Source organism: Paenibacillus sp. FSL R7-0163, assembly GCF_037969975.1.
GTDB lineage: Bacteria > Bacillota > Bacilli > Paenibacillales > Paenibacillaceae > Paenibacillus_AQ > Paenibacillus_AQ odorifer.
This window is the reverse complement of sequence record NZ_CP150224.1, coordinates 3,741,657-3,765,423: the sequence shown is the minus strand read 5'-3', so window position 1 is coordinate 3,765,423 and position 23,767 is coordinate 3,741,657. Positions and strand designations below refer to the sequence as shown.

Here is a 23,767-nt window from a genome sequence, read left to right as displayed (position 1 = left end):
TTATTGTGTAAAATATGAATGGTTTGAAATTTAACCTAATGAGGGTACAATAGTAGAAAACTATTCCAATTGTAAAGGAACAGATGACTATGAAAGCAAGTAACAAATTAAATATAACAGTGTTGCTCATAGTTGTATGTGTTGCTGTGTTTGCGGTGTGGCATAATCGTGAGCCAAAAGCAGAAGCTGTGCTTGCGCAGCAAAATGAGCTGCCGATGAAGAGTGGACCTAAGGCTGGACTGCGTGCACCTTCGTTTTCACTTCAGGGAACAGATGGGACTACCTATGTTGTTGATGGCCCCAGAGATAAAGCGGTAATCCTTAATTTCTGGGCTTCATGGTGTGATCCCTGCCAGCAGGAAGCTCCTGAACTTAATACCATGGCCACTAAGTATAAGGATGTTCTAGATATTTACGGTATTAATGTGAGCAGTCAGGATTATAAACCCAATGCTGAACGTTTTATCAAGAAATACGGTCTTGTGTTTCCGGTTATGTTTGATGTAAAAGATGAGGTGTACAGCAAATATAATGGAGCTGTTTTTCCCACCAATGTGCTCATAGATAAGAATGGAGTGATCTCCGAGATTATTTTAGGTATTCTTAGCCCTGAAGAGTTGGAAAAGAAAATAATCAAGCTTACCGAATCATGAAGCGGGCTGTCCATATAAGAGACAGATCTGCTTTTTTCTCCAAACAGCAAAAGTCTAAAGATCAGCGATTCTTCTTATTGGAGGATCGCTGATCTGCGTTTTTGGTCATACGCGATTTGCTTTAGTGGACCACAAGCATTAATTTCACTATACCGTGGAGCAGAAATGGCTGGAACCCCGAAGAAAGCCGCGTTAGAACAATTAGGGAATTTCTCCCCATAAATTTGAGATCTCGGGTCATTCAACGAATAATTAGGGAAAATATCCCTCTAATTTAGCTGTTTTGGTAAAAAATAATGAAATCACCCTAATTTTTAGGGAGGAATTCCCTATTTCTGTTCATTTATAGCGAATATCGGCTACTTTCAGGGAGTTTTTCCCTAATTACTCTACCGCACCCGCACCCGCACCCGCACCCGCACTCCGCGCACCCCGCGCATCCGTACATCCCGCGCCGCCCACTGCCCACCACCCATAGTCTATGGGCTAAAGTAATAGTCCGTTATATAGCCTATTTAATAAAAAAGAAGCTGCCCTATAAGTAGAATTCTACTTTTGGGAAGCTTCTTTTTTTGTCTTACAAAAGTCTATAAGTGATCAATTAATGATTGACCAGGCCTCTAGGTTCATTGCTGGTTGTCTTCTCATTCTCCAATGAGAGCTCATTGAGAAGCGCGTAGCGCATACTGTCAACAAGTGCCTCCCAGCTGGCTTCAATTACGTTACTGGAGACACCAACCGTACTCCAGGTGTCTGTGAAGTTCTTGGATTCAATCAATACCCTTACCTTCGCTGCAGTCTGATCCTGTTCATCTATTACACGGACTTTATAGTCGGATAGATGCATTTCCTTTAATTGTGGGAAATAGGTCTGTAATGCTTTACGAAGCGCGTTATCGAGTGCGTTGACTGGACCGTTACCTTCAGCAGCAGTATAAAGATTCTCACTGCCAACTTTCAGTTTAACGAACGCTTCAGATACTACTGGATGTTCTGCGGTTTTCTCAACTAACATCTTGAAGGATTCAAAGGTAAAGGTTTCATTCATCTCGCCGGTAGCTTCCCGAAGGAGTAGCTCCAGTGAGGCATCGGCACCTTCAAATTGATAACCTTGATGTTCCATCGTTTTAATCTTCTCGATCACCCGGCGAGCCTGCTCGCTGCTTGGATCCAGATTTAAACCCATATCCTGCGCTTTGGAGAGTACATTGCTCTGTCCAGCCAGTTCGGAGACCAGCACACGCTGCTTGTTCCCGACAAGCTCAGGAGCGATATGCTCATAGGTCCGTGAATCACGCATGATGGCGGAGACATGGATTCCACCTTTGTGGGCGAAAGCTGCATTTCCGACATAAGGCTGATTTACCGGCAGATTAACATTGGCCACTTCACTAATATAGCGGGCAGTGTTGGTAAGCTGTGATAATGAATCGCCTGGAATACAGTGATAACCCATTTTGATCTGTAGTGTAGGAATAATAGAACATAGGTTGGCGTTGCCACACCGTTCACCGTAACCATTAATGGTACCTTGTACTTGCCGTGCTCCAGCTCCGATGGCGCTAAGTGCATTGGCAACCGCCAGCTCACAGTCATTATGAGTGTGAATTCCGAAATTGGCTCCGGGTAATTGTTGATTTAGAGCGGTAACAATCTCATGAATTTCATAAGGTAAGGTTCCACCGTTGGTATCGCACATTACAAGCCAATCTGCTCCGGCTTCCCGGGCTTTGGACAGAACAGCTGCTGCATATTCAGGATTATTCTTGTATCCGTCGAAGAAATGCTCGGCATCAAAAATCACTTCAAGGCCTTGGCGTTTCAAGTAGGATATGGAGTCGCCGATCATGGCGAGGTTCTCCTCAAGCGTAGTCTGTAATGCAGTGTGTACATGAAAATCCCAAGATTTTCCGACGAGTGTAGCAGCAGGAACCCCTGCGTCAATCATACGTTTTAAATTGTCATCGTTTTCGGCCAAGGAATTCTTACGCCGAGTGCTGCCGAACGCTGTAATTTTGGCGTTCAGATGAAGCTCCTTGACTCTTTTGAAAAATTCAATGTCTTTATTGTTGCTTCCCGGGATGCCACCTTCAATATAGTGCACACCCAGATCATCGAGTTTCTTGGCAATCTTCAGTTTGTCGTCAGCCGACAGACTGATGCCTTCACCTTGGGTGCCGTCGCGTAATGTAGTATCGAAGATGGAGATGGACTTAGACATGAGAGTCCTCCTTATAGGGAAATGAATTTATATATTATAGCATTTTTACGCGGGAATGTAACAAAGAACTTTACAGCCTCTTAAGTTGACCTAACCGCAGCGGAGAGTTATTCTAAATTGGACAATAGAAAACCTGAGGATAAGAAGGTAGATATTGTGCAGAATGTTGATCAGTATTATCCAACGAGCGGCAGGGTTATCCTGCATGTCGATATGAATGCTTTTTACTGCTCTGTGCATGAGGCAGAGGACCCTGACCAATATAGAGGCAAAGCTACAGCGGTTGCGGGTAGTGTTGAATTGCGGAAAGGGATCATAGTGACTTGTTCCTACGTCGCCCGCAGAATGGGGATTTCGACGGGAATGCAAGTTCAGAAGGCGCTTCGTATTTGTCCATCGCTTATCGTTATTAAACCGGACTTCCATTTATACCGCAAATATTCTAATGCTTTTATGCAGATTGCATATAGCTATACTCCGTTACTGGAAGCAGTGTCCATCGATGAATGTTACCTTGATATAACTGGCTCCAGACAATTCGGTACACCCATGGAAATAGCGGAGACGATTCAGCGCCGTATAATGGAAGAATTGGGCTTGCCATGCTCAGTGGGGATCGCTCCCAATAAGCTGCTTGCGAAGATGGCTTCCGATTTAAAAAAGCCAAACGGCATTTCGGTGCTGCGGCTGCGGGATGTGCCTAAGATTTTATGGGACAAGCCCTGTAATGAAATGTTCGGCATTGGTGGAAAAACAGCAGAAAAGCTCCGCAAACTGGGCATTTACAGTATTGGTCAATTAGCAGCGGCTGATGAAAATATGCTGGTTGAGAATTTCGGAGTTATGGGCTCATGGCTAAAGCGTGCCGGCAACGGTATTGATCATGGGATCGTTAACCCTGAGCGGGAGCAGAGTAAGTCGATTGGGCACACCACAACATTGCCGCGGGATGTCGTAGGTCTTGCTGAGGTACGACCGATTTTGCTGAATTTAAGTGATCAGGTAGCTCGGCGATTGCGTAAGCAAGGTCTTGTTGCCTCAGGGGTACAGCTGACTATTCGGACGCCCGATATGAAGACTATAACCCGCTCGCGTCAGCTAGAGGCTCCTTCGGAGAGTGGGGAGGATATCTACAAGTCCGTCTGCGATCTATATGTTCGTCATTGGAATGGGGAGAAGCCTGTGCGGTTGCTGGGTGTGACCCTGCAGGGCTTGATTGCTAAAGAGGATTCCGCCATTCAGCTTGATTTGTTCGATTACGAACGTCAGCCTAAGAAAGAGTCTCTTAACAAGACTATGGATATGCTGCGTAATAAATTCGGTGAAAATGCAGTGTTAACTGCCGGGATGTTAAGCGATTCTCACTCTGCAAGGCTCCGCAATCATAAAGAACGGGGCACTTCACTGCAAAAGGATAATCTTCTATCTGTCGAGTCTGATAAAGAGTGACAAGAACATTCTATGACATGTCAAAATAGGTGTCGTAGAATGCGTCAGAAATGCAAACGTATTGAAAATCGATTGAAATTGTATTCTTTTTATATTAATATGAGAAAAATAAGACGCTGGTACAACAGCGCTGTATTGCTCAACGGGAGGCAGAGATAAAATGGCTAAGTACACTTGGGTCGAAAAAGACACTTGTATCGCTTGCGGTGCATGTGGCGCAACGGCTCCTGATATTTTTGATTACGATGATGAAGGTTTGGCAGAAGTTATTTATGAAAATGACGGAAACCACGGCATCACAGCGATTCCGGATGATTTGTTTGATGATCTCCAGGATTCTTGTGATGGATGCCCAACCGATTCTATTAAAATTGCGGATGAGCCTTTTAACAAAGAGGGCTAATTAACCGGGATTTTGTAACTTCCAGCACAACATAAAGACATCTCCTGCGAACTTTTGTTCAGCTAGGGATGTCTTTTTTGCGATGTCTGACCGATATTAATGTAGGAAGGAATTATAAAATTTCGGAGGTTCCGATGAAAAATTCTCAGCACCTCAAAGCATATGTACAGATGCATCCAGACAATAAGATGGCATGGTACTTGCTGGGTAAGGAATACTATAAGAACGGTCAACAGGGGAAAGCTAACTATTGCTTCAATCAGGCTGGAGAAGTATATGAAGCTTTCGAGCATAGTAAGGTGCCTGCGGAAACGCTGCGGGAATATGAGGAAGGGCTGCTTCAGGCAAGCCGCCAGCGGGACCGAAGGCAGCAAAGATTCCGCTACATTATGCTTGGGCTGATGCTTCTATTACTGGTTATGGTGCCATCGGCTGTGGCTCCGGGTCTAGATATTGCGGGAGATCAGGATACGGTCCAAGACACGGTTACTTCTGAAGTTAAAGATCCGCTTGATCAAAAAGATATTGAGAAGGAACCCGTTCTAGAGGCACGAAAAATGATGTATACAGCGCAAGAGAGTGGAGCTTCGGCTTCGTCAGGGAAGCTGATGGCAACTATGCTAATGCGCGAGGAACCGTTTGAAGCTGCTATTTTGGGCATGGAGCGGGAAGGGAAGTGGCTGCTGTGGAAAGAGAAGCTTCCGCTTAATTCCACACTGCAGAAGAATGGGAATGGACGGTTGGTATACCAATCCTATGATTCAGCGGCATGTGCATGCGAACCGCCAGAGCAAGGGGAAGTTGCGGAGGATGCAGCTGAGTGGCAGGGTGATCAAGAGGAGCTAGCTACATTATGGAGTGCAATGAGGGCTTATCAGAATCATAAAGGCAAGCTTCCGGTTTCCTTGGCGGAATTGACTAGACCTTTTCCGGAGAATTGGATTGGCGGGACGACACCAGTCATGAAGCGTGATTTCAATTCTCTAAAGGAAGTAGCAACTGCTAAGGCACTTGGGATACCAGAAGTTGCGGAGGAGCCTCCAAGCTCAATTGTTGAGGCGGGAATGGGCATACCGACGGCGTTAAGCGAGAGTGGAAGTAATGGAAAGGGCGTTCCCTTTTTTGACCAGCCGCTTAGAGTGATTGTGGATAAACAAAAACACCGCTTGGCAGTAGTCAGCGGCTCTGTTATTCTGCGGAATTATGAGGTAGGTCTTGGGGGAGACAAGACTCCAGAAGGCAACTTCATCATTACAGATAAAGTGGTCAATCCAAACGGTCATGATAATGGGGAGTTCGGAAGCCGCGGACTACAACTTTCAGATAGTAATTACGCTATTCATGGCACCAATGAGCCAGAAAGTGTCGGCAAGGATGAATCCCTTGGCTGTATTCGGATGAGTCGAGAAGATGTGGAAGAACTATTCGCTATGATTCCAAAAGGAACAAAAGTGGTGATCAGTAAAGGGGTTCTGCCTGAAAAGCAGCTGCTGCCGGCGAAACGCTTCAACCCTGCTGCTCCGTATGATCAGACCAACCCCCACAAATTATATCACTGGCTGAATTAGTTCCCGGCAACTATAAACAGAACGATGATGAGAAGAATTAGTAAAGTTAAACTTACGCCGATCCACATTAGCGCTTTACGATTAACTTCTTCTTTCTTTTGCTGCAAAGTTGGTGGTTTACGTTTAGTTGACATCCAGCATACCTTCTTTCTCTCTTAATCGCTGATTACCCCTATATTGTAATGCGTTTACAAGAAAATTACTATACTTTGGGTTAAGCTCTCTGCACACTTACAGGGTAAAATGCTTTTCTTTTGTTCAAGAAAAGGCTAAAATTAAGAAGAAACCTACAGAATCGGGTAGACACGTGGATTAGTGAAGTACCCCTTAAGGAGCGAGAACGGTGTTGTATCGTAATTTTGGTAAACCAATTTTCTTTAAGCTGGACCCTGAGAAGGCTCACCATCTCGTCATAGGTGGATTGGATAAATCATCATCAGTTCCAGGGGGAAGCGCGGCATTGCGTTTAATGTATGGCGTTCCTGAAACGGCAGATTTAGCAGTTGATCTGTTTGGCATACATTTTCCGACTCCAGTTGGACTGGCAGCAGGCTTGGATAAGAATGCCGAGGCCGTTTCTGGATTCTCTTCGATCGGATTCGGATTTATGGAAGTGGGGACGGTTACCCCTAAGGGTCAACCGGGAAATGATAGCCCGCGTTTGTTCCGTCTTCCCTCTGATGAAGCTCTGATCAATCGTATGGGCTTCAATAACGAAGGGGCTGACGCTATGGCAGAGCGTCTAAAAAAATTAAAAAATCGCAGAGTTCCAATAGCAGTAAATATTGGACGGAATAAAATAACTAGTAATGAAGCGGCTCATGAAGATTATCGTCAGTGTATCCGTACGCTTTATCCGTACGGTGATTTTTTTGTGGTCAATATCAGCTCACCAAATACACCGGGGCTGCGCAGTCTCCAGCATGGCAGCGAATTAGCGTTCCTACTAGCACAAGTAAAGGAAGAAATGGAGATTCAGCGTAAAGCCACCGGCATGAATAAGAGCTTGTTGGTTAAGATTGCTCCAGATGTAAGTGATTCTGAATTGGAGTATATGGTTCAATCACTGACAGAAGCTGGTATGGATGGTATTATTGCTACGAATACTACATTGAACCGGGATGGACTTAGTCATGAAAAGGCTAATGAGACAGGTGGATTAAGCGGTAAGCCACTTCGTGACCGGTCAACGGAAATTATTCGTAGGATTTATCGCCAGACTGAAGGGAAGATGCCGATCATAGGTTCAGGGGGCATATTCACCAGTCAGGATGCGTATGACAAGATAAGAGCAGGCGCAAGTCTGGTCGAAATTTATACAGCACTTATCTACGAAGGACCGGAGGTTAACCGCAGGCTGCATGCCGGATTACGGCAGCTCTTACGGCGGGACGGATTCAGTCATATCTCTGAAGCAGTGGGTGCTGATCATCACTGATTGAAGGAGTCGAAAGGACAGGAGGACGAAGGCGATGGACGGCAGGGACTGGGGAACTTTTTTGCTTCCATATGAACAGACAGTGGAAGAATTGAAAGTTAAATTCAAAACAATGCGTTCGGAGTTGAAGAAAAGAGAGGAATACACGCCGATTGAATTCGTAACTGGTCGTGTAAAGCGGCTGTCAAGCATTTTGGAAAAGGCTAAGCGCCTGAATGTGAAGATGGAAGATCTGGAGACGGGCATTGAAGATATAGCCGGGATCCGGATTATGTGCCAGTTCGTGGAGGATATCCGCAGAGTGGCTGAATATATCCGGGCTCGTAAGGATCTTGAAGTCCTGTATGAGAAGGATTATATCACCAATTATAAAGAGAGCGGCTATCGCAGCTTTCATATGATTATTAAATATCCTGTGCAGACAGCTCTGGGACAAAAAATAGTGCTCGCAGAGATCCAAATTCGTACACTAGCTATGAATTTCTGGGCAACCATAGAGCACTCTCTGAATTATAAATATCGGGAAAGCTTGCCGGATGAAATGCGAGTGCGCCTGAAAACCGCAGCTGAAGCAGCCTCCATCTTGGACAGCGAAATGTCCAGTATTCGTGATGAAATTCTGGAAGCGCAAAAGACCTTCGAGGAAAACTCGAATATGACGACTCAAATTCTCAAATCTATTCATCAATTGTATTTCTATCATTTGGTGAATGAGGCTATAGATACTCAGGCTCGATTTAACGAAATATGGCAGGCTCAGGACATGGAAGCGATGAAGGAGCTTCTGGATCATGTACGGGGACTTCTCTCCGCAGCTAAAAAGGATAGTTTGCCGGATGGCTTATGATCCGTTGTACTTGGCTTATCTAGTGTACTTTAATCGTGACCGGGATTATTTCGAATGTCACGAGGTGCTCGAAGAGCTATGGCTTGCCAAGCAACGCGACCCATTGTACAAAGCACTTCTCCAAGTAGCTGTTGGGTTGTACCATTGCCGCAATAATAATATGCGTGGTGCAACGATTATGCTAAGTGGGGCTGCTGCCAAGCTGGAAGAATATTCAGCAGTGACACTTGGCATTAATTTGGCTAAGCTAGTGGTGGAAGTGAAGGATTATGTTCGCCGCTTGGAGTCGTGTGAGCAGCAGCCATTTTCTTATTATGATCTGACTATAGAAATCATTGATCAAGGTCTGGCGGACGAAGTGAACTCTGCGGCTATGGCGATCACACCGAATAATCCTCAACGACGAGGTCCTCAGAGACCGACCTCTTCTCATCGTAAATAATGATCCTCTATAAATGAGTATTGCCAAAGGGACACCCGTAAGGGTGTTCCTTGAATCTTTAAACACCTAAATTTTAGCAGTACTATCAGGAGGACGGCATCATGGCGGCACAACTGCCCAGTTCTTTCAGCGAGCGTATGATGGACTTGCTGGGAACGGATTATAATCAATTTGCGGATTCGTACAAGGAGACCCCTAACGGAGGCGTTCGTGTTAATACATTGAAAATTTCAGTGGAGAAATTGCAAGCTCTTTCCACTTTAGAGCTGGAACCCATTCCGTGGTGTCCAACCGGATTCTATACAGAGGATGGGGCTAGACCAGGTAAACATCCACATTATCACGCGGGATTGTATTACATTCAAGAGCCAAGCGCTATGGCACCTGTGGAACTGCTTGATGTACAGCCAGGAGATCGTGTCCTTGATTTATGCGCTGCACCTGGGGGCAAATCCACACAGATTTCTGCCAAGCTCTCAGGAGAAGGCTTGTTGGTTACCAATGATCTTCATCCAGAACGCACGAAAGCCTTAGCCAAAAATCTAGAGCTGTATGGGGTGCGCAACGGTATCGTATTAAACGAAAGTCCAGATCATATTGCAGCGGCATTCCCGCTTTATTTTGACAAAATCTTGATTGATGCTCCATGCTCAGGTGAAGGGATGTTCCGTAAAGACGAAGACATGGTGAAGCAGTGGGATTCAGGTACACCTGCCAAATATGCTGCCATGCAGCGGGATATTTTACGTTCTGCTGCAACAGCGTTGGCACCGGGAGGTACACTTGTCTATTCCACCTGTACATTTGCTACCGAAGAAAATGAGGAAATTATAGCGGAGTTTATTTCTGAACATCCACAGTTTTCGGTGATTACAGTTGGAGGCACTGGCTCGTTTGCTCCAGGTTTTGGAGAATTATCAGGGACGGCAAGACTATGGCCGCATAAAGTAAAAGGTGAAGGACATTTCATGGCTGTGCTGCAGCATGTAGGGCCAAAGGTATCTGCGGAGGAACGTGATCAAGCCGAAGTTAAGTTGAGCGCAGTTACACGGAATACGAATAAAAAAGGCACTGCTCATGTTAAATCCTCAAACAAACCAGAAGCCAGACGAGGGAAAGAAGGTAAGTTCTCTAATAAATCTGCTGCTGGCGCTGAACGTGGCCGTCAAGGTTCAGGAGAAGAGCAAGCATTGGCTGCATATGGAGATTTTATAAAAGATCAGCTTGGCTGGGAGCCAAAAGGGTATCCGATTTTCTTCGGTGATCATCTGTACATCTCCCCACTACCTAAGGAAAGATTAAATGGATTAAAGGCGATTCGTCCAGGATGGTATGTAGGACATGTCCGTAACGGCAGATTTATCCCAGGACATCCAATGGCTACCGCGTTACACCCTGAAGAGAGCTGCCGAAGTGTCTCACTTTCCAGTACGAGTAATGAAGCTATTTCCTATCTTAAAGGAGAGACATTGTTGATTAGTCAAGAACGTCTCTCTATTAAAATAGGAACTACCCAAAAAGGATACGTACTGGTCTGCATAGATGGTTATAGTGCAGGCTGGGGGAAGTGGCAGGACGGTGTGCTCAAGAATGAATATCCCGCAGGCTGGAGGTGGATGTAAGAATGAGCCTATCAGGGAAAACTGCAAAAAAGCAGCGTTTAGATAAAGTATTGTCCCATATGGGGGTAGGATCACGCAGCGATATTCGTAAACAAGCCAAGCAAGGTTTAATTACCGTGAATGGTGCAGTCGTCAAGGATAGTGGATTTCATGTAGACCCTTATCACGATGAAATTGTGGTTGGCGGCGAGCTTGTTACCTATCGTGAATTTATTTATCTTATGATGAATAAGCCACCGGGAGTTCTGTCGGCAACAGAGGACAAGCGGGATCGGACTGTTCTGGATCTTTTAAAGCAGGAATATGTACAGTTTGAACCTTTTCCTGTAGGAAGGTTAGATAAGGACACAGTAGGGCTGCTTCTGCTCACCAATGATGGACAGCTTGCCCACGAACTACTATCGCCACGCAAGCATGTCCCTAAGACTTATGAAGCTACAGTTGAGGGAGACGTAGATGCAGACGATGTAGCGGCTTTTGCGGCAGGTGTCGAGCTGGAAGATGGATATGTTACTTTACCTGCACAGCTAACTATATTGGGAAGAGAACGTGGCAGTAAAGTAATCTCACATATTTCGCTGATCATCACAGAAGGAAAGTTTCACCAGGTGAAGCGAATGTTCCAAGCTGTCGGCAAAAAAGTCACTTTTCTGAAACGAGTATCTATGGGAGAATTGAGGCTGGACGAAAGTCTGCCACTGGGAGCTAGCCGGGAACTTACGCTAGAGGAACTGGCACTCTTAAGTACAGAAGCACCAGAACAATAATATATAGAAAAAATGGTATATAAATTGAATTTGGAAACTTGGGATAAGGGAATGGAGTGACGGAGGGGAAATTTGGAACTGTAAGAGCGATAGCGACCGCCTTTGTTTCCGGATTTCAACCACTATTAAACGGTATAAATCAAGAAATCTGGAAACAACAGCGGCTGGAAGTCCAAATATTCACCGCAGTTGCGACTGAAACTTAACTCAAATAGCCAGGTTCAATATATATAGAAAAAGAAAGACAAGGATGGTGGGAGTATGAGATACAAACTGATTGCACTAGATGTGGATGGTACACTGTTGAATGATGATCACCACTTGAGCACTGAGAATAAAGAAGCCATTGCTGAGGTTACGCGTCTTGGTGGGCAAATCGTGTTATGTACCGGCCGCAGTCCGCAGAACTCGATTCCTTTTATGGAGGAAATGGGGTTGTCTGGTTATGTGCTAGGTCATAACGGAGCTGCAACGGTTCGTGTGAAAGATCGGGAAGTGCTGCATCAATACGGTATGGATGCTCGTGGTCTTGACCCTTATATTGATTATTGTAGAAAGCATGATATTCATTATGATGTGAATACGGCTTTTGATATGTATGTAGATAATGTAGAAAACCTGACCAAAGAAGCCAATTATATGTATGAACACTTCCGTATCGTGCCGGCTACACTGCCAGCATGGGAAGATTTCCGTGAACCGGTTGTTAAGTTTACTGTATTTACACAACCAGAAATCCTTGACGAAGCTGAACGTGAATGGCGTACTTGGACCCATGAGTACAATATTTTGCGCAGTGGTGAATTTTTCGTTGATTTGATGCATCCGGAAGCCTCCAAGGGCAACGCCTTAAAGAATCTGGCTGTGAAGCTGGGAATTCCGCAAGAGGAAGTTCTTTCGATCGGTAATTATTTTAATGATATTTCTATGCTTACATACGCGGGTATGGGCGTTGCAATGGATAATTCTCCGGTTGAGGTCAAAGCGGCAGCGAATGCTGTCACGGGGTCAAACAACGAGCATGGTGTGCGAGATGCGCTGGTTAAATATTGTTTATCTTAATAATGGAAAGCATAAAGCGGACTTGAGTCCGTTCTATGCTTTTTTTGGTGTGAAGGAAATAAAAGAGATACATAAACAGAAATGATTCTATCCAAAAATAACCCGCCCTTAGGATTAACTAGAAAGGGCGGGACATAGATTAACTTCCTGTATTAAAGTTTAATTTCCTCGTTCCGGCTAGGATCGCTATATTTATAGATACCAGGGTTCAGTTCGATTTTTTCGTCGAAAGGAATATCTTTGTAGCTATCAATATTAGTTCCTGCAGATATCATGCCCTTAGGCGTAATTTCAGGCACCACCTCTTTGCCATTAATCCGTAACGTAGTTTGGTTAACACTTTTGAAGCCAGAAGATTTGGATGTTGATTCGACAATCAAATTTTCGCCCTCAGTATAGTAAGTGAATTCAATTTTTAACCCATCGACATCAAGTGAAGTGAACTGCTTTTCTTCTTTAGGTTTGTTTATAGTGATCCAATTCTTAGTAGTATCACGTTTCTCAATAACAGCATCCTTTAATATAAGTTTCATTGGAACATCGGACCAGTCGTTATACCATTCCGGAGATTCGAATTGAAATAAATGCTGGTAGCTTTCGGAATGATCACCTTTCAAATTCCAACCCCCAGTGATTGTTTTATCACCTATAACCAACTGAGCGGTATTATAGTGGACAATTCCTTTTTTAAGCGAATCATTTTCATCTATTAGAATTTGGATATCCAAAGGGGTAACCACTAGCTGATCTAAGGTTATACCGGTCTTTTCTTGAAATTCAGGACTGTTATACAGTTTCTTAGTGTAAATCGCCTCACTTGCTTTTTGTCCATCTGCTTTAAAATCGAACTTCCACGTACCTGAAAATCGTTTCGCTTCTTCAATGTAACTAAAATGAAGACTAGCTTCCTTCCAATCTGATTCAGTTATATTAAAAACCTGTTCAATAAATAAATCCGATCCTTCGTTAGGCATGATGGTTGGAATTGCTTCATTCTCTTGACCACCAGTACTAACTACCAAATGTGGGTTACCCCGTCCTAAGTCAGATGGTGATGCAGCGACTTTGTAACGGATAATGGTTTGATTGGAAACATGTCGAACGGATTCGATTTGAATGCTTGGGTATTGCTTAACTCCAGTATCAATTATTGTATCTCCTGCTTGATGATTAGATTGTAAGGGAATATTCTGATCACGGTAAAAAATGAGATTCCGTGCTTCAAACTTGTAGTCCTTTTTATCATCCTTTAATGTATCAGGTGTTTCATATACTCCAATGAGTTTCTGGCTTTCAGGATCGTATTCTAAATAACCGTATACCTTTGCCTTGGCACCGGATTCACTAGTGATGATGTTTTCCTCTGTAGCAAATCCAATATATTGGGATAGATCAGATTTAGTATCAAGTGATAACAGCATTTTCATTTTTTCTCCATCAGTTACAACACCGTTCAAATTCATTGTTACTCCTGAACTGGAAGTTTGAAGATTATACTGTTGACCGATGCCGTTATTTAATGCATTACTCACACTTCGACCACCAATTTTATCCCAATTAATCGTCATACTAGCGAATACAGGAATGGCTACAAGTAAGAGGCAAGAAAAGACAATACTGATAGGAATAACCTTTTTATTAGGCCTAGGAGTATTCTGGGAGGCATGCAGATTTCTTTGACGTGTATATGCTTCTTGTTCTATGGCAGTCCACATCAAATCATAATCTGGTCGGGGAATATGTTTATCTTTTTCAATATAGAGACTCATTACTATTCAGCTCCTTTAGTTGGGTTCCACCCATTCTATTTAGTATTTTAAGTCCCTTGTTCAGTCTGGATTTTACAGTTCCTTCGGGTATGCTCATAACTTTAGAAATCTCGGGTACAGTCAATTCGTTTATAAAACGAAGGACTACTACCATTCTGATTTTGTCAGGAAGCTGACTGTATAACCCTTGTAATTCTTTTTTAGTTTCCTGTCGATCCAAACGTTTTTCTACAGGGTTTGATTCCTCAGACCTGGATAGTAAATAATTACGTACTTCTTTCATCCACCCCGTCTTACGCCTTTTGATCACACTGTTGCACTCATTCGAAGCAATTCGTAAAATCCAAGCTTTCAAGTTTCTTACCTTCGACTTATCCGCTAAGATAACTTTTACAAATACCTCTTGGGAAATATCCTCCGCATCTGCCTGATTTTTCATTAAGTAGTAACAAAAATAATATACTTGTTCTTTATAGAGCTCGAAAATTTCCCGGTCACTCATTTTGCTGCACCCCCTGTCTCTGCTGTTCTCATTAATAAGACTTATAAGCGTATGTAATCGTTCATTTTTCATTTTGATTGTAGTATTTCTTCTGAGTATCATAGCGAATTCGAATGGAAGATAAGTCGTTTACAGGTAATTATAACCATGATAAAATTAGCGGTGGGACATGCGTCCCTAATCTATTAAAACTAATTGAATGTCCGCGTTAAAGGTAAAATCATCGAAAGATGATGACACAAAGCCATGGGTCTAAAGCCTTTCGACAGAAGGAAATGATCGCCAGGCCGCCATAGGGATGTCTTATGAAGCATAAAGGATAGCTCTAAGAATATGTAGTCTATTTTGAGCTCTTTTATTATTTCGACCTATACGGCGTTACATTATCGCAAGGGGCCGAAAGGGGAAGTACATGAATAGTTTTTTCAAAACAATAGGTACTAGTTTGGCAGTAGGTGCTTTATTGCTGTCCGGAACGATCGGATGGATGTCTAATCCAGGAGTAGTGTCTGCAGCTACCTCAACAGTAGTAACCGCGGATCAGATGATCAGCAAAGTAACGGCAGCCTCCAAAGCAATAAAGAATTTCCATCTGGATGTGACCAAAAAACAGGATATTCAAAGCGGCGGGGTGCGTATCAGCAACACCAACACTCTGAAGCTGGATATCAACCGTCTGCCGAATTTTGCCGCAGCAGGCACTGTCGCTAGTAGTCTTTTAGAAACATCGTACAGTCTATATGCCAATGACAAGGAGTTTTACTATCTTGTAGACGGAAGTGAACTGATCGATGAATCTGAAGATGAAGGTTACGACGATGACGGGGAGCCGATCGATCCTGATGCACAGTATTGGCTTGGACTGGAGAAAACGGAATGGGATGCCTTTTACTCTAAAGGCCAATACGATCCTGTTTCCATGCTTGATTCGGTCAAAAGTTATAAAAAATCCATGAAAGTCAGCACGGCTGGCGCACAAACGGTCTTACAATTCACGGTAACCGATCCGACAGCAGCTAAGGGGATAATCAAACTCTATGACCAGGAGAACCTCTGGGATGGTGAGACAGTTCAACCCAAAAGCGTAACGTGGAAATTATTCGTCAATACTAAGACCTGGCAAACGGAAAAGCTGACAGTCGATCTGAGTTATGTGCTGGTAAGTGACGGAGCCAAAGATACATACACCACGAAAATTGAAGCTAAATATTCCAAGAATAATAAAGGTACAGCCATTGTAAAACCGGCCGAACTAGAATAATAAGGACGATTCATATCGAGCAAAAAGCGCTGTTCCGCTGAACAGCGCTTTTTGTTGTATTCAACAGCAGTTGTTTATTAGTTGACAAGAATAAATCATTGCTGTAATTTATATGTATGCGCATGTATATAATATTTTGTTTAAATATAATTTAATGAAAGTTGGGGAAAAGATGATAGCACTAGACACAACATTAAATTTTCGCAGAGGACTGACATTAAAAAATCGAGTGGTTATGGCTCCAATGACCACGCGAATGAGCTTTTATGACGGTGTAGTAACACAAGATGAATTGAAATACTATTCACTAAGAACGGGCGAAGTAGGTGCGGTCATCACTGCGGCAGCAAATGTACAAGAGGGTGGAAAAGGATGGGAAGGTGAACTTAGTGTTTCCTCCGATCAATTTATTCCTAGCCTTAGCCGATTAGCATCTACTATTAAACGAAATGGAACAAAAGCTATTTTACAACTATTCCATGCAGGAAGAATGACAGATTCAAAAATACTACGTGGCGTACAACCAGTTTCCTCCAGCGCCATTGCTGCCGAACGTCCGAATGCAGAAATTCCAAGAGCATTAACAGAAGATGAAATTTTCGGTGTAATTGAGGATTTTAAAAAAGCGACTCAACGTGCTATTCAAGCTGGATTTGACGGGGTAGAAATTCATGGAGCAAACACATATTTAGTCCAACAGTTCTTCTCTCCACACTCCAACCGTCGTGATGATCAATGGGGCGGAAGCTTAGAGAAAAGATTTAATTTCATTAACCAATTAGTGGATGCAGTTATTGCTGTCGTTGACAATTCAAAGGTTAAGGATTTTATTGTCGGTTATCGTTTTTCTCCAGAAGAATATGAAGAGCCTGGCATTAAAATCACAGACACCTTTTATCTTATTGATAAATTAGCTGATAAAAAGCTGGATTATCTGCATATTTCATTAGGGGATTTTAAGAAAGTTTCTGCATCAGAAGATTTTAAAGAAAAATCAATCCTGCAATATGTACATGAGAAAATCAATGGCCGTGTACCTTTAATTGGGGTAGGAGATATCCGTACCAAACAGGACGCAGAGGAAACGTTGACAAATGCTGAATTAGTAGCAGTAGGACGATCTCTTATCATTGATCCTCATTGGACAAGTAAAGTGCTGGAGGGTAAAGAAGATATCATCAGAAGAGTACTTGCTGATCAAGATAGAGAAGAACTCGTAGTAGAGAATGGTATTCTAGAATTCCTTAAATTAATGATGCCTGATCGTTTACGCTAAACCCAAACACAGTTTTGAGCGCTAAATCTATAACGTTCCGCGGTAAATTTCGCGGAACGTTATTTTTGTGTAATGACTTCTATTCCCTCTTTAAAATTGTTGTCGTATGTTTCAACATTCGATTCATGAGATTTCGCCGCTCTGTTTTTATGTCGGTGTCGCTTCTCTTTAATGCGTCGCGGATGGGGATGACCTCTGTAATTTTCCTGCCGCTTTTTATTCTTCGATCTACACAAGTCGGGATGTAACCTACGTTGGTTATACTCGTGTGTCCTTTTTCATCCTTCTTTATTTTAAGCGTAAGAATGACACCGCTTTGTGTATAAGGAATATTCATTAGTTTAGTCGAAACAAAATTCCCCAATGAGTAAATAACGAATTGTTTTTTTCCACGAAGCGCTAACGGTTGAAGAACATGTGGGTGAGACCCCAGTATGATGTCGGCGCCATTTTTAAAGAAGAGATTGACCAGTTCTTTTTGTCTCTTGTTTGGAGTGTAACGATATTCGCTTCCGAAATGCAGATAAAGCAAGACTAGATCGACTTTCTTTTTTAAATCTCGAATCTCGCGAATGATCTTGGGCGTAGATATCCGGTTAACCAGCCATGGCTTACTCACTGGTACAGGAATTCGGTTAGTTCCTGCTGTGTAGGAGAGGATGCCAATCGTAATTCCTTTGACGTTTTTAATAAGCGTTCTCTTGGATTCTTCTAATGATTTAGCTGTTCCCGTGTGGTCGATTCCATTACGGTCCAGAACTCGTAACGTCCGAACCAGACCCGGGGCACCATAATCCATGCAATGATTGTTGGCCGTTACTAATACGTCGAATCCGGCTTCCTTAAGTGCAGGGGCCAGTTCGTCTGGACATTTGAATATCGGACCGCCTGATCGTGGGCTTTTCCGGCATTCGGGGCCACTTCCAGCAAAGGTGGTTTCGAGATTGCCAATCGTCAAATCAGCCTGTTTCAGATAAGGAGCTACTTTTGCAAACAGGGGGCTGAACGAATAGGTTCCGTCAGGCTGTTTAGCATCCGAAATAATATAACGTTTGACCATTAGATCTCCCACAGCAGCTATTTGTATTTCAGTCATGGATATCCACCTTTTTATTATTTTCATTAGGATATGGCATAAAGTTGTTAGGGGTTATTCTTTCTTTAAGGCGAAGTGCAAACATTTGTATGGCTTTTTATTTAAAATGTGACTCAACGCATAATCACTTTATTTAGATCGTCTAAATTTAAGGTATTCATTTTTTTCAAACTTTTATAATTTGATTCAAATCCTCTTTTTTGTTTGGCAGCCATAATAAAATAAGGTTGTTGATAAACATTATCAATCAAACATTGGAGGTTAAAGAAATGAGTACACAATTCAAAAAAATCGCCGAGGATACTTACTGGATAGGCAAAATCGATAACCGCCAGGTTCCATTTCACCGCCTGATTCTGGCAAAAGGAACTACCTATAATTCTTATTTATTAAAAACAGGTAAACCAACTGTCATTGATACCGTAGATATGGAATTCGGACGTGAATATGCCGAGTGTCTGGGTGAAATGATTGATCTTCTAGATATCCATTACATTGTAATTAATCATACAGAGCCTGATCACTCTGGTGGACTGGCAGCTCTCGCTGCCAAGGCTGCAAATGCCACGATCGTATGCACCGAGATTGCTGTTCCCGAATTGCAGGAAATGTACAAGCTTCATAGCCGGAACTTCCTGGTGGTTAAAGACGGAGATAAGCTGGATATTGGCGGGAAAACGCTGCTGTTTAAAGAAACACCGTATCTCCATACCGCAGAAACGATGATCACCTATTGTATCGAAGATCAAATCTTATTTCCTTGTGATATTTTCAGCACGCATGTTGCGGTGGAGAATCTATTCAGCGATGAAGCCGGGTTTGATATTACGGAAGATTTCCAGGGCTATTACGCAGCAATTATTCATCCTCACAGAAGATATGTAAGAACCCTGTTAGAGGCTGTTAAGGATCTTGAGATCCGGATGATCGCTCCTTCCCATGGGTTTGTGATCCGGGAGGACATACGTAAATATATCGGGATGTACGCCACATTGAGCCGCGAAACGACGCAAGGAAAAAAGGCAACCATCGTTTATACCACCATCAAAAACAGTACCAAGAAGATGGCCAAAATTATACAGGATTGCTTGCAGGAAAATAATATTGAGACAGAGGTCTGGGATGCAGATAAAAGCAGTGCCACCGATATTCTGAACAGCATAACGTCAGCTGACGCGGTCTTTATTGGCAGCTCCACTAAATACGCGGACATGATTGGGAATCTGGAGAACATTCTGAAAGAATTGCACAATATGAATCTGGAAGGCAAACTTGCTGCAGCCTTTGGCTCCTACGGTTGGAGTGGTGAAGCCATTGAAGTCATTCAGGATTATCTGAATGGAACAAACATGACGGTGCAAAGCACATCTGAGGTTATTAAATCCACGGGGATGACACATGTAGAGTTCCCTGTACGAATCAGGTTTTCCCCGAAAGAGCCTGAGAAAGTTCAAAAAATTAAAAATGCGGCTGAATTTGTATCGGATTTGCTGCTGAGTTCATTTTAGGGAGGGGAGCATAGGATGACAAAACATTACGTTATTGTTGGCGGCGGAGTAGCCGCCGTCCATGCCGCCAAAGCCATCCGTGATCAAGACGCAGATTCGGAAATTTCGATCTTCGGGGAGGAAAGCCAACTGCCCTATAACCGGATTAAGCTGACTAAAGGGCTGTTTACCGACCTGCACAGTGAGAAGGTACTGATTAAGAAGGAAAAATGGTACCGAGATAACCGTATATCCGTAAAAACCTCGACCCGAATCCGTTCTGTTCATCCGGACCGGCAAATTATTGTGACAGAAGATGGGCAGAGTGTTTCTTATCATAAGCTTTTATTGTGCATGGGAGCGAAGAATCGTGAACTTTCCCTTGAGGGCTCCGGCCTGAACAATGTTCATACCCTCCGGGACATGAACGACGCGGACAGATTGAAAGAAAACCTGCAGGATGGCAGCCATGTAGCCGTAATCGGTGGTGGAGTGCAGGGAATCGAAACCGCTTGGGCGCTGCATGAAGCTGGATATCAGGTAACGGTGATCGAAGCTTTTCACCGGTTGATGGGCAGACAGCTTGATGAGAAATCCTCACAACTACTTAAGGAGAACCTTGAACAAGCAGGTGTGAAGGTTATTCTTCAAGCAGATGTGGCGTCTATTACAGGAACAGAGTTTGTTACCGGAATTACGCTGGGCGACCAATCTCATTTTTCCTGTGACCATGTGGTCTACTCCATTGGTATTGTACCGAATACGGAACTGGTAAGTGGCTCGAGTATTCAAGTCCGGCAGGGCATTATCGTAAATGAACAAATGCAAACAAATGATCCACATGTGTACGCAGCCGGAGATGTGGCTGAAGTTAACGGGCATGTGGAAGGACTGTGGGGCGGAGCGATTGAGCAGGGCCGGATTGCCGGCAGTAATATGGTTGCCAATCTGACTGCGTATCGTAGAGCTGTTCCGGTTACCTTATTTAATGCCTTTGGCATCTCTTTATTTTCGATAGGCAACGTGGATGAACGGTATTGCGATACGGTGGTACGCGGAGAAGAAAATGGGGCGTATACGCGAATCTATGTGAAAGATAACACAATGATTGGTGCGATATCCTGGCAAGGAGCAGCTGCTTCACTGGGGTATAAAACCGCTGTAGAGCAAGGCATCCCCCTTGAGGGGATCGATGTTAACGGGAGCAGCATCGAGGAGATTATGGCTGAAGTACAAGCCAGGTTGAACTAAACTATTAACTTTTTAGGAGATGATAAAGATGAAAAAATACATTTGTCTACCCTGTGGTTATATCTATGATCCGGCAGTAGGCGATCCCGATGAGGATGTTGTTGCAGGCACTGCATTTGAAGACTTGCCTGAAGATTGGGTCTGTCCGGTATGCGGTGAAGATACCAGTCATTTTGCAGCGGTTGAAGACAAAAAAACTTTTGTATCCTAAAGGAAAGTAAAAGTTGTACAAAAAAAATGAACAACAGGGGGGACAGTTATGAAGGAGTATTCTTGCCGATACGCTGCTGAACCTTGTACCCGCAAGGTGCCTATTTTTGCTGCGTTAAGCGATGACGATCTCTCCCGGATCAGCGCTATGATCAAGCATCGTAAGTTTACTAAAGGTCAACCTTTAATTCTGGAAGGGGCGCCGTCGGATACGCTCTACATTATTCAGCGAGGGCATGTTAAATTATCCAAAACAACTCCTGAGGGCAAGGAACAAATTTTGCACATCTTGACGAATGGAGACTTTTTCGGGGAACTGAGCATTTTTAACAGCGATGAGCTGAGTAACTTCAGTGCTTATGCTCTGAAAGACACTAACATTTGCATGCTGACCCGAACGGATATGGAGCAGCTGATGAGGGATAATCCGGATATTTCGCTCAGGCTACTGAAGAGTGTGACCAAAAGACTAGCCCATACGGAAAATCTGGCGCAAAGCCTGGCGACCAAAGATCCCGAAATACGAATTGCTTATATGATCATGGAACTCAGCGACAAATATGGTAAGCAGCGTGGCGCTCATATTCATATTGACCTTCCGTTGTCTCGTGAAGAGCTGGCCAGTTATGTTGGGGTCACCCGCGAAACTATTAGCAGAAAATTCTCAAGGTTCGAAGATTCAGGTCTTATTGAGCTAATCGGAAACAAGCAAATGATCATTATAGATCCAGCCGGTTTGGAGAGTTATATGGGGTATTAAGAGGATTACGGTGTATTGACTGTCCTGTATGACACCGTTGGTGCAGAACATACGCTATATGGGGCCAGACTCCGAATACTTGTCGTTCCCAAAGGATTTCAGTATGATGAATACTATATAAACTTGTCCCTATGGGCTCGATTAATCGGAAGATGGCGAGGAAACCCAATGCAGAAAAGGAATAGCAGAAAATTTTTCAGGATTAGGCTAGAGGAAATGATTCAAACCTTGCGACATGAAATTCGTTCGGGAAGTATAGCGATCGGCAGTTATCTTCCTTCAGAAAGCGACTTAGAGGTGCGTTTCGGACTTAGTAACGCTTCTGTGCGCAACGGGCTCAAGGTGCTGGTGGATGAAGGCTTAATTGAGAAAATTCCGCGTGTTGGCAATCGGGTCATCCCTCCGGTAGAGGAAGGCAGAACGACGATCAAGTTCGGATATGTGAACACCATCCCCAAGCTTGTAGAGATGCAAGAGCTACTGAATGAGTTCGGCAAACGCTATCCGCATATCGACGTTCAGCCGCTCGAGTTGTCTTCAGGAAACTACTCAACATCTTTGAAAGAATATTTGCAATCGGAAATCATGGATGTCGTACTGATGAATAATAACAATTACCAGGATTTTTTGGAGCAAGGCTGTACAGAGCTGCTGGAGCCGATGGAGGAACAGCCGGACACGTATCGTTTTCTTTCCGACCCGTTCCGGTACGGTGACCATAATCGTGTTCGCCCCTTTATTTATTCTCCAGTCGTGCTTTGTTATAATAAACAGCACTTTAAGGAAGCCGGCGTATCACCACCCGACAGTAGCTGGACCTGGGACGATTTGTTCGCTAATGGTCGAAAGGTAGCAGAAGGTCATGACTGGTACGGTTTTTATTTTTATTTGCCTTCTCGTAACCGGTGGCCGTTGTTCCTGCTTCAAAGCGGCACAACGTTTGCGGCAGAACAGGATGACGAAGGCAAATACCGGTTCAGTGGCTCAAAGCTACTCGACAGTTTAGGAACCATCCGAAAGCTGATAGGCATGAAGGATGTATTTCCAGCCGTATTGTCCGAGAGCGATGCGGATGCGGAAGCCTTGTTCTTGCAAGGCAAAGTGTCCATGATAATGACGACCTATTATTTCTTGAATCAATTGCGTCAATCCGATTTGGCATTCGATATTGCTCCATTGCCTCGGCTGCAAAATGCTGATACGCTGCTGATTATAAATGGACTGGCGGTTAACAGCAAATCACAGAACAAGGATGCATCCATGCTACTCGTTGATTTTCTCACCTCACACGAGGCGCAACTGATCATTAGGCGCAAGACACTGAATATTGCAGCCAACCGTTTGGTGATGGATTGGGAAGGTGAGGAAGTGGGTTATCGTCCGGCCCGTTTTCAGCTTTACCGTGAGATCTTCCCTACCTATCGTCTGGTTACAGAGCTGGGTTTAAGCAACCTCCAGTTGAAAGAGATTCAACGCGATATCATGATGTTTGTATCAGGCCTACTGGACAACGACGAGTTATGCCGCAGGCTTGAGGAGATATTGAATACGGTAAATCAGGAGACTCAGCACTCTTGAGGGCTGAAAGTTTTTTCGAAAATTCCGGCACAGGTTCAATTCTGAACCTGTGCTTTTTGTTATGCTGAAGTATTTGTTTGTCGCACAATAATTGACTCATATATG

At 43.7% G+C, this 23,767-nt stretch carries 22 protein-coding genes and 1 riboswitch; of the genes, 17 read left to right on the top strand and 5 right to left on the bottom strand.

Annotated elements, in window-relative coordinates; all coding sequences use genetic code 11:
- Nucleotides 1–89 precede the first annotated feature (89 nt).
- Nucleotides 90–653 carry a TlpA disulfide reductase family protein gene (locus tag NST45_RS16810; RefSeq protein WP_076100887.1) on the top strand — a complete coding sequence of 188 codons (564 nt, stop codon included), beginning with the start codon at nucleotides 90–92 and terminating at the stop codon, nucleotides 651–653.
- A gap of 601 nt (nucleotides 654–1,254) precedes the next feature.
- On the opposite strand, the gene cimA is transcribed toward NST45_RS16810, so the two are convergent.
- A complete protein-coding gene (cimA, locus tag NST45_RS16805) occupies nucleotides 1,255–2,874 on the bottom strand; it encodes a citramalate synthase (protein ID WP_339823254.1) in 1,620 nt (539 codons plus the stop codon).
- 156 nt (nucleotides 2,875–3,030) lie between these two features.
- On the opposite strand from cimA, the gene NST45_RS16800 reads away from it, so the two are divergent.
- The 3 genes from NST45_RS16800 (at nucleotide 3,031) to NST45_RS16790 (ending at nucleotide 6,294) form a co-directional block, all read left to right on the top strand.
- Nucleotides 3,031–4,323, top strand: coding sequence for a DNA polymerase IV (locus NST45_RS16800; protein ID WP_036689656.1), 1,293 nt, complete (start codon nucleotides 3,031–3,033; stop codon nucleotides 4,321–4,323).
- 160 nt (nucleotides 4,324–4,483) lie between these two features.
- Complete coding sequence (locus NST45_RS16795) at nucleotides 4,484–4,726, top strand: ferredoxin (RefSeq protein ID WP_036689316.1); 243 nt, start codon at nucleotides 4,484–4,486, stop codon at nucleotides 4,724–4,726.
- A 134-nt stretch (nucleotides 4,727–4,860) separates the two neighbouring features.
- Nucleotides 4,861–6,294 carry a L,D-transpeptidase gene (locus tag NST45_RS16790; protein WP_339823251.1) on the top strand — a complete coding sequence of 478 codons (1,434 nt, stop codon included), beginning with the start codon at nucleotides 4,861–4,863 and terminating at the stop codon, nucleotides 6,292–6,294.
- Here NST45_RS16790 and NST45_RS16785 read toward each other — a convergent pair.
- Nucleotides 6,291–6,428, bottom strand: coding sequence for a hypothetical protein (locus tag NST45_RS16785; RefSeq protein WP_167348489.1), 138 nt, complete (start codon nucleotides 6,426–6,428; stop codon nucleotides 6,291–6,293). The two genes, NST45_RS16790 and NST45_RS16785, sit on opposite strands and share 4 nt — an antisense overlap.
- 209 nt (nucleotides 6,429–6,637) lie before the next feature.
- Here NST45_RS16785 and NST45_RS16780 point away from each other — a divergent pair, with 209 nt between their 5' ends.
- The 6 genes from NST45_RS16780 (at nucleotide 6,638) to NST45_RS16755 (ending at nucleotide 12,472) form a co-directional block, all read left to right on the top strand.
- A complete protein-coding gene (locus NST45_RS16780; RefSeq protein ID WP_036689322.1) occupies nucleotides 6,638–7,732 on the top strand; it encodes a quinone-dependent dihydroorotate dehydrogenase in 1,095 nt (364 codons plus the stop codon).
- A gap of 34 nt (nucleotides 7,733–7,766) precedes the next feature.
- Nucleotides 7,767–8,579, top strand: a complete 813-nt coding sequence (locus NST45_RS16775; protein ID WP_036689325.1) for a GTP pyrophosphokinase family protein — start codon at nucleotides 7,767–7,769, stop codon at nucleotides 8,577–8,579.
- A complete protein-coding gene (locus NST45_RS16770) occupies nucleotides 8,569–9,021 on the top strand; it encodes a DUF309 domain-containing protein (RefSeq protein WP_036689328.1) in 453 nt (150 codons plus the stop codon). The genes NST45_RS16775 and NST45_RS16770 overlap by 11 nt, the downstream gene beginning before the upstream one ends.
- 101 nt (nucleotides 9,022–9,122) lie before the next feature.
- The gene (locus tag NST45_RS16765) at nucleotides 9,123–10,643 is read left to right on the top strand and encodes an RsmB/NOP family class I SAM-dependent RNA methyltransferase (RefSeq protein ID WP_036689330.1); all 1,521 of its coding nucleotides are present in this window, start codon (nucleotides 9,123–9,125) and stop codon (nucleotides 10,641–10,643) included.
- Between the two features lie 2 nt (nucleotides 10,644–10,645).
- Entirely contained in the window at nucleotides 10,646–11,410 is a 765-nt protein-coding gene (locus NST45_RS16760; RefSeq protein ID WP_036689333.1) for a pseudouridine synthase, read from the top strand.
- Between the two features lie 261 nt (nucleotides 11,411–11,671).
- A complete protein-coding gene (locus NST45_RS16755; RefSeq protein ID WP_036689337.1) occupies nucleotides 11,672–12,472 on the top strand; it encodes a Cof-type HAD-IIB family hydrolase in 801 nt (266 codons plus the stop codon).
- Nucleotides 12,473–12,624: 152 nt separating this feature from the next.
- Here NST45_RS16755 and NST45_RS16750 read toward each other — a convergent pair whose 3' ends face one another.
- The gene (locus NST45_RS16750; protein WP_076104610.1) at nucleotides 12,625–14,241 is read right to left on the bottom strand and encodes a DUF4179 domain-containing protein; all 1,617 of its coding nucleotides are present in this window, start codon (nucleotides 14,239–14,241) and stop codon (nucleotides 12,625–12,627) included.
- Entirely contained in the window at nucleotides 14,225–14,743 is a 519-nt protein-coding gene (locus tag NST45_RS16745) for an RNA polymerase sigma factor (RefSeq protein ID WP_036689341.1), read from the bottom strand. Before NST45_RS16745 ends, NST45_RS16750 begins: the two co-directional genes overlap by 17 nt.
- 203 nt (nucleotides 14,744–14,946) lie before the next feature.
- Nucleotides 14,947–15,038: riboswitch (cyclic di-GMP riboswitch) on the top strand.
- A 117-nt stretch (nucleotides 15,039–15,155) separates the two neighbouring features.
- On the opposite strand from NST45_RS16745, the gene NST45_RS16740 reads away from it, so the two are divergent.
- Complete coding sequence (locus NST45_RS16740) at nucleotides 15,156–16,004, top strand: DUF6612 family protein (RefSeq protein ID WP_036689342.1); 849 nt, start codon at nucleotides 15,156–15,158, stop codon at nucleotides 16,002–16,004.
- A 112-nt stretch (nucleotides 16,005–16,116) separates the two neighbouring features.
- Entirely contained in the window at nucleotides 16,117–17,280 is a 1,164-nt protein-coding gene (locus tag NST45_RS16735) for an NADH-dependent flavin oxidoreductase (RefSeq protein ID WP_256719395.1), read from the top strand.
- A 79-nt stretch (nucleotides 17,281–17,359) separates the two neighbouring features.
- On the opposite strand, the gene NST45_RS16730 is transcribed toward NST45_RS16735, so the two are convergent.
- Nucleotides 17,360–18,376, bottom strand: a complete 1,017-nt coding sequence (locus NST45_RS16730) for a CapA family protein (protein ID WP_076140929.1) — start codon at nucleotides 18,374–18,376, stop codon at nucleotides 17,360–17,362.
- A gap of 269 nt (nucleotides 18,377–18,645) precedes the next feature.
- Between NST45_RS16730 and NST45_RS16725 the strand changes: the two genes are divergently transcribed.
- From NST45_RS16725 to NST45_RS16705, 5 genes are all read left to right on the top strand, one after another.
- On the top strand, nucleotides 18,646–19,884 hold the full coding sequence (locus NST45_RS16725) for an FprA family A-type flavoprotein (RefSeq protein WP_076100878.1): 1,239 nt from the start codon (nucleotides 18,646–18,648) through the stop codon (nucleotides 19,882–19,884).
- Between the two features lie 15 nt (nucleotides 19,885–19,899).
- Entirely contained in the window at nucleotides 19,900–21,114 is a 1,215-nt protein-coding gene (locus NST45_RS16720) for an FAD-dependent oxidoreductase (RefSeq protein WP_076140930.1), read from the top strand.
- Between the two features lie 28 nt (nucleotides 21,115–21,142).
- Nucleotides 21,143–21,325 carry a rubredoxin gene (rd, locus tag NST45_RS16715; RefSeq protein ID WP_076140931.1) on the top strand — a complete coding sequence of 61 codons (183 nt, stop codon included), beginning with the start codon at nucleotides 21,143–21,145 and terminating at the stop codon, nucleotides 21,323–21,325.
- 48 nt (nucleotides 21,326–21,373) lie between these two features.
- On the top strand, nucleotides 21,374–22,084 hold the full coding sequence (locus tag NST45_RS16710) for a Crp/Fnr family transcriptional regulator (RefSeq protein WP_076104615.1): 711 nt from the start codon (nucleotides 21,374–21,376) through the stop codon (nucleotides 22,082–22,084).
- A 216-nt stretch (nucleotides 22,085–22,300) separates the two neighbouring features.
- A complete protein-coding gene (locus NST45_RS16705; protein WP_170914164.1) occupies nucleotides 22,301–23,662 on the top strand; it encodes an extracellular solute-binding protein in 1,362 nt (453 codons plus the stop codon).
- Nucleotides 23,663–23,767: the final 105 nt, after the last annotated feature.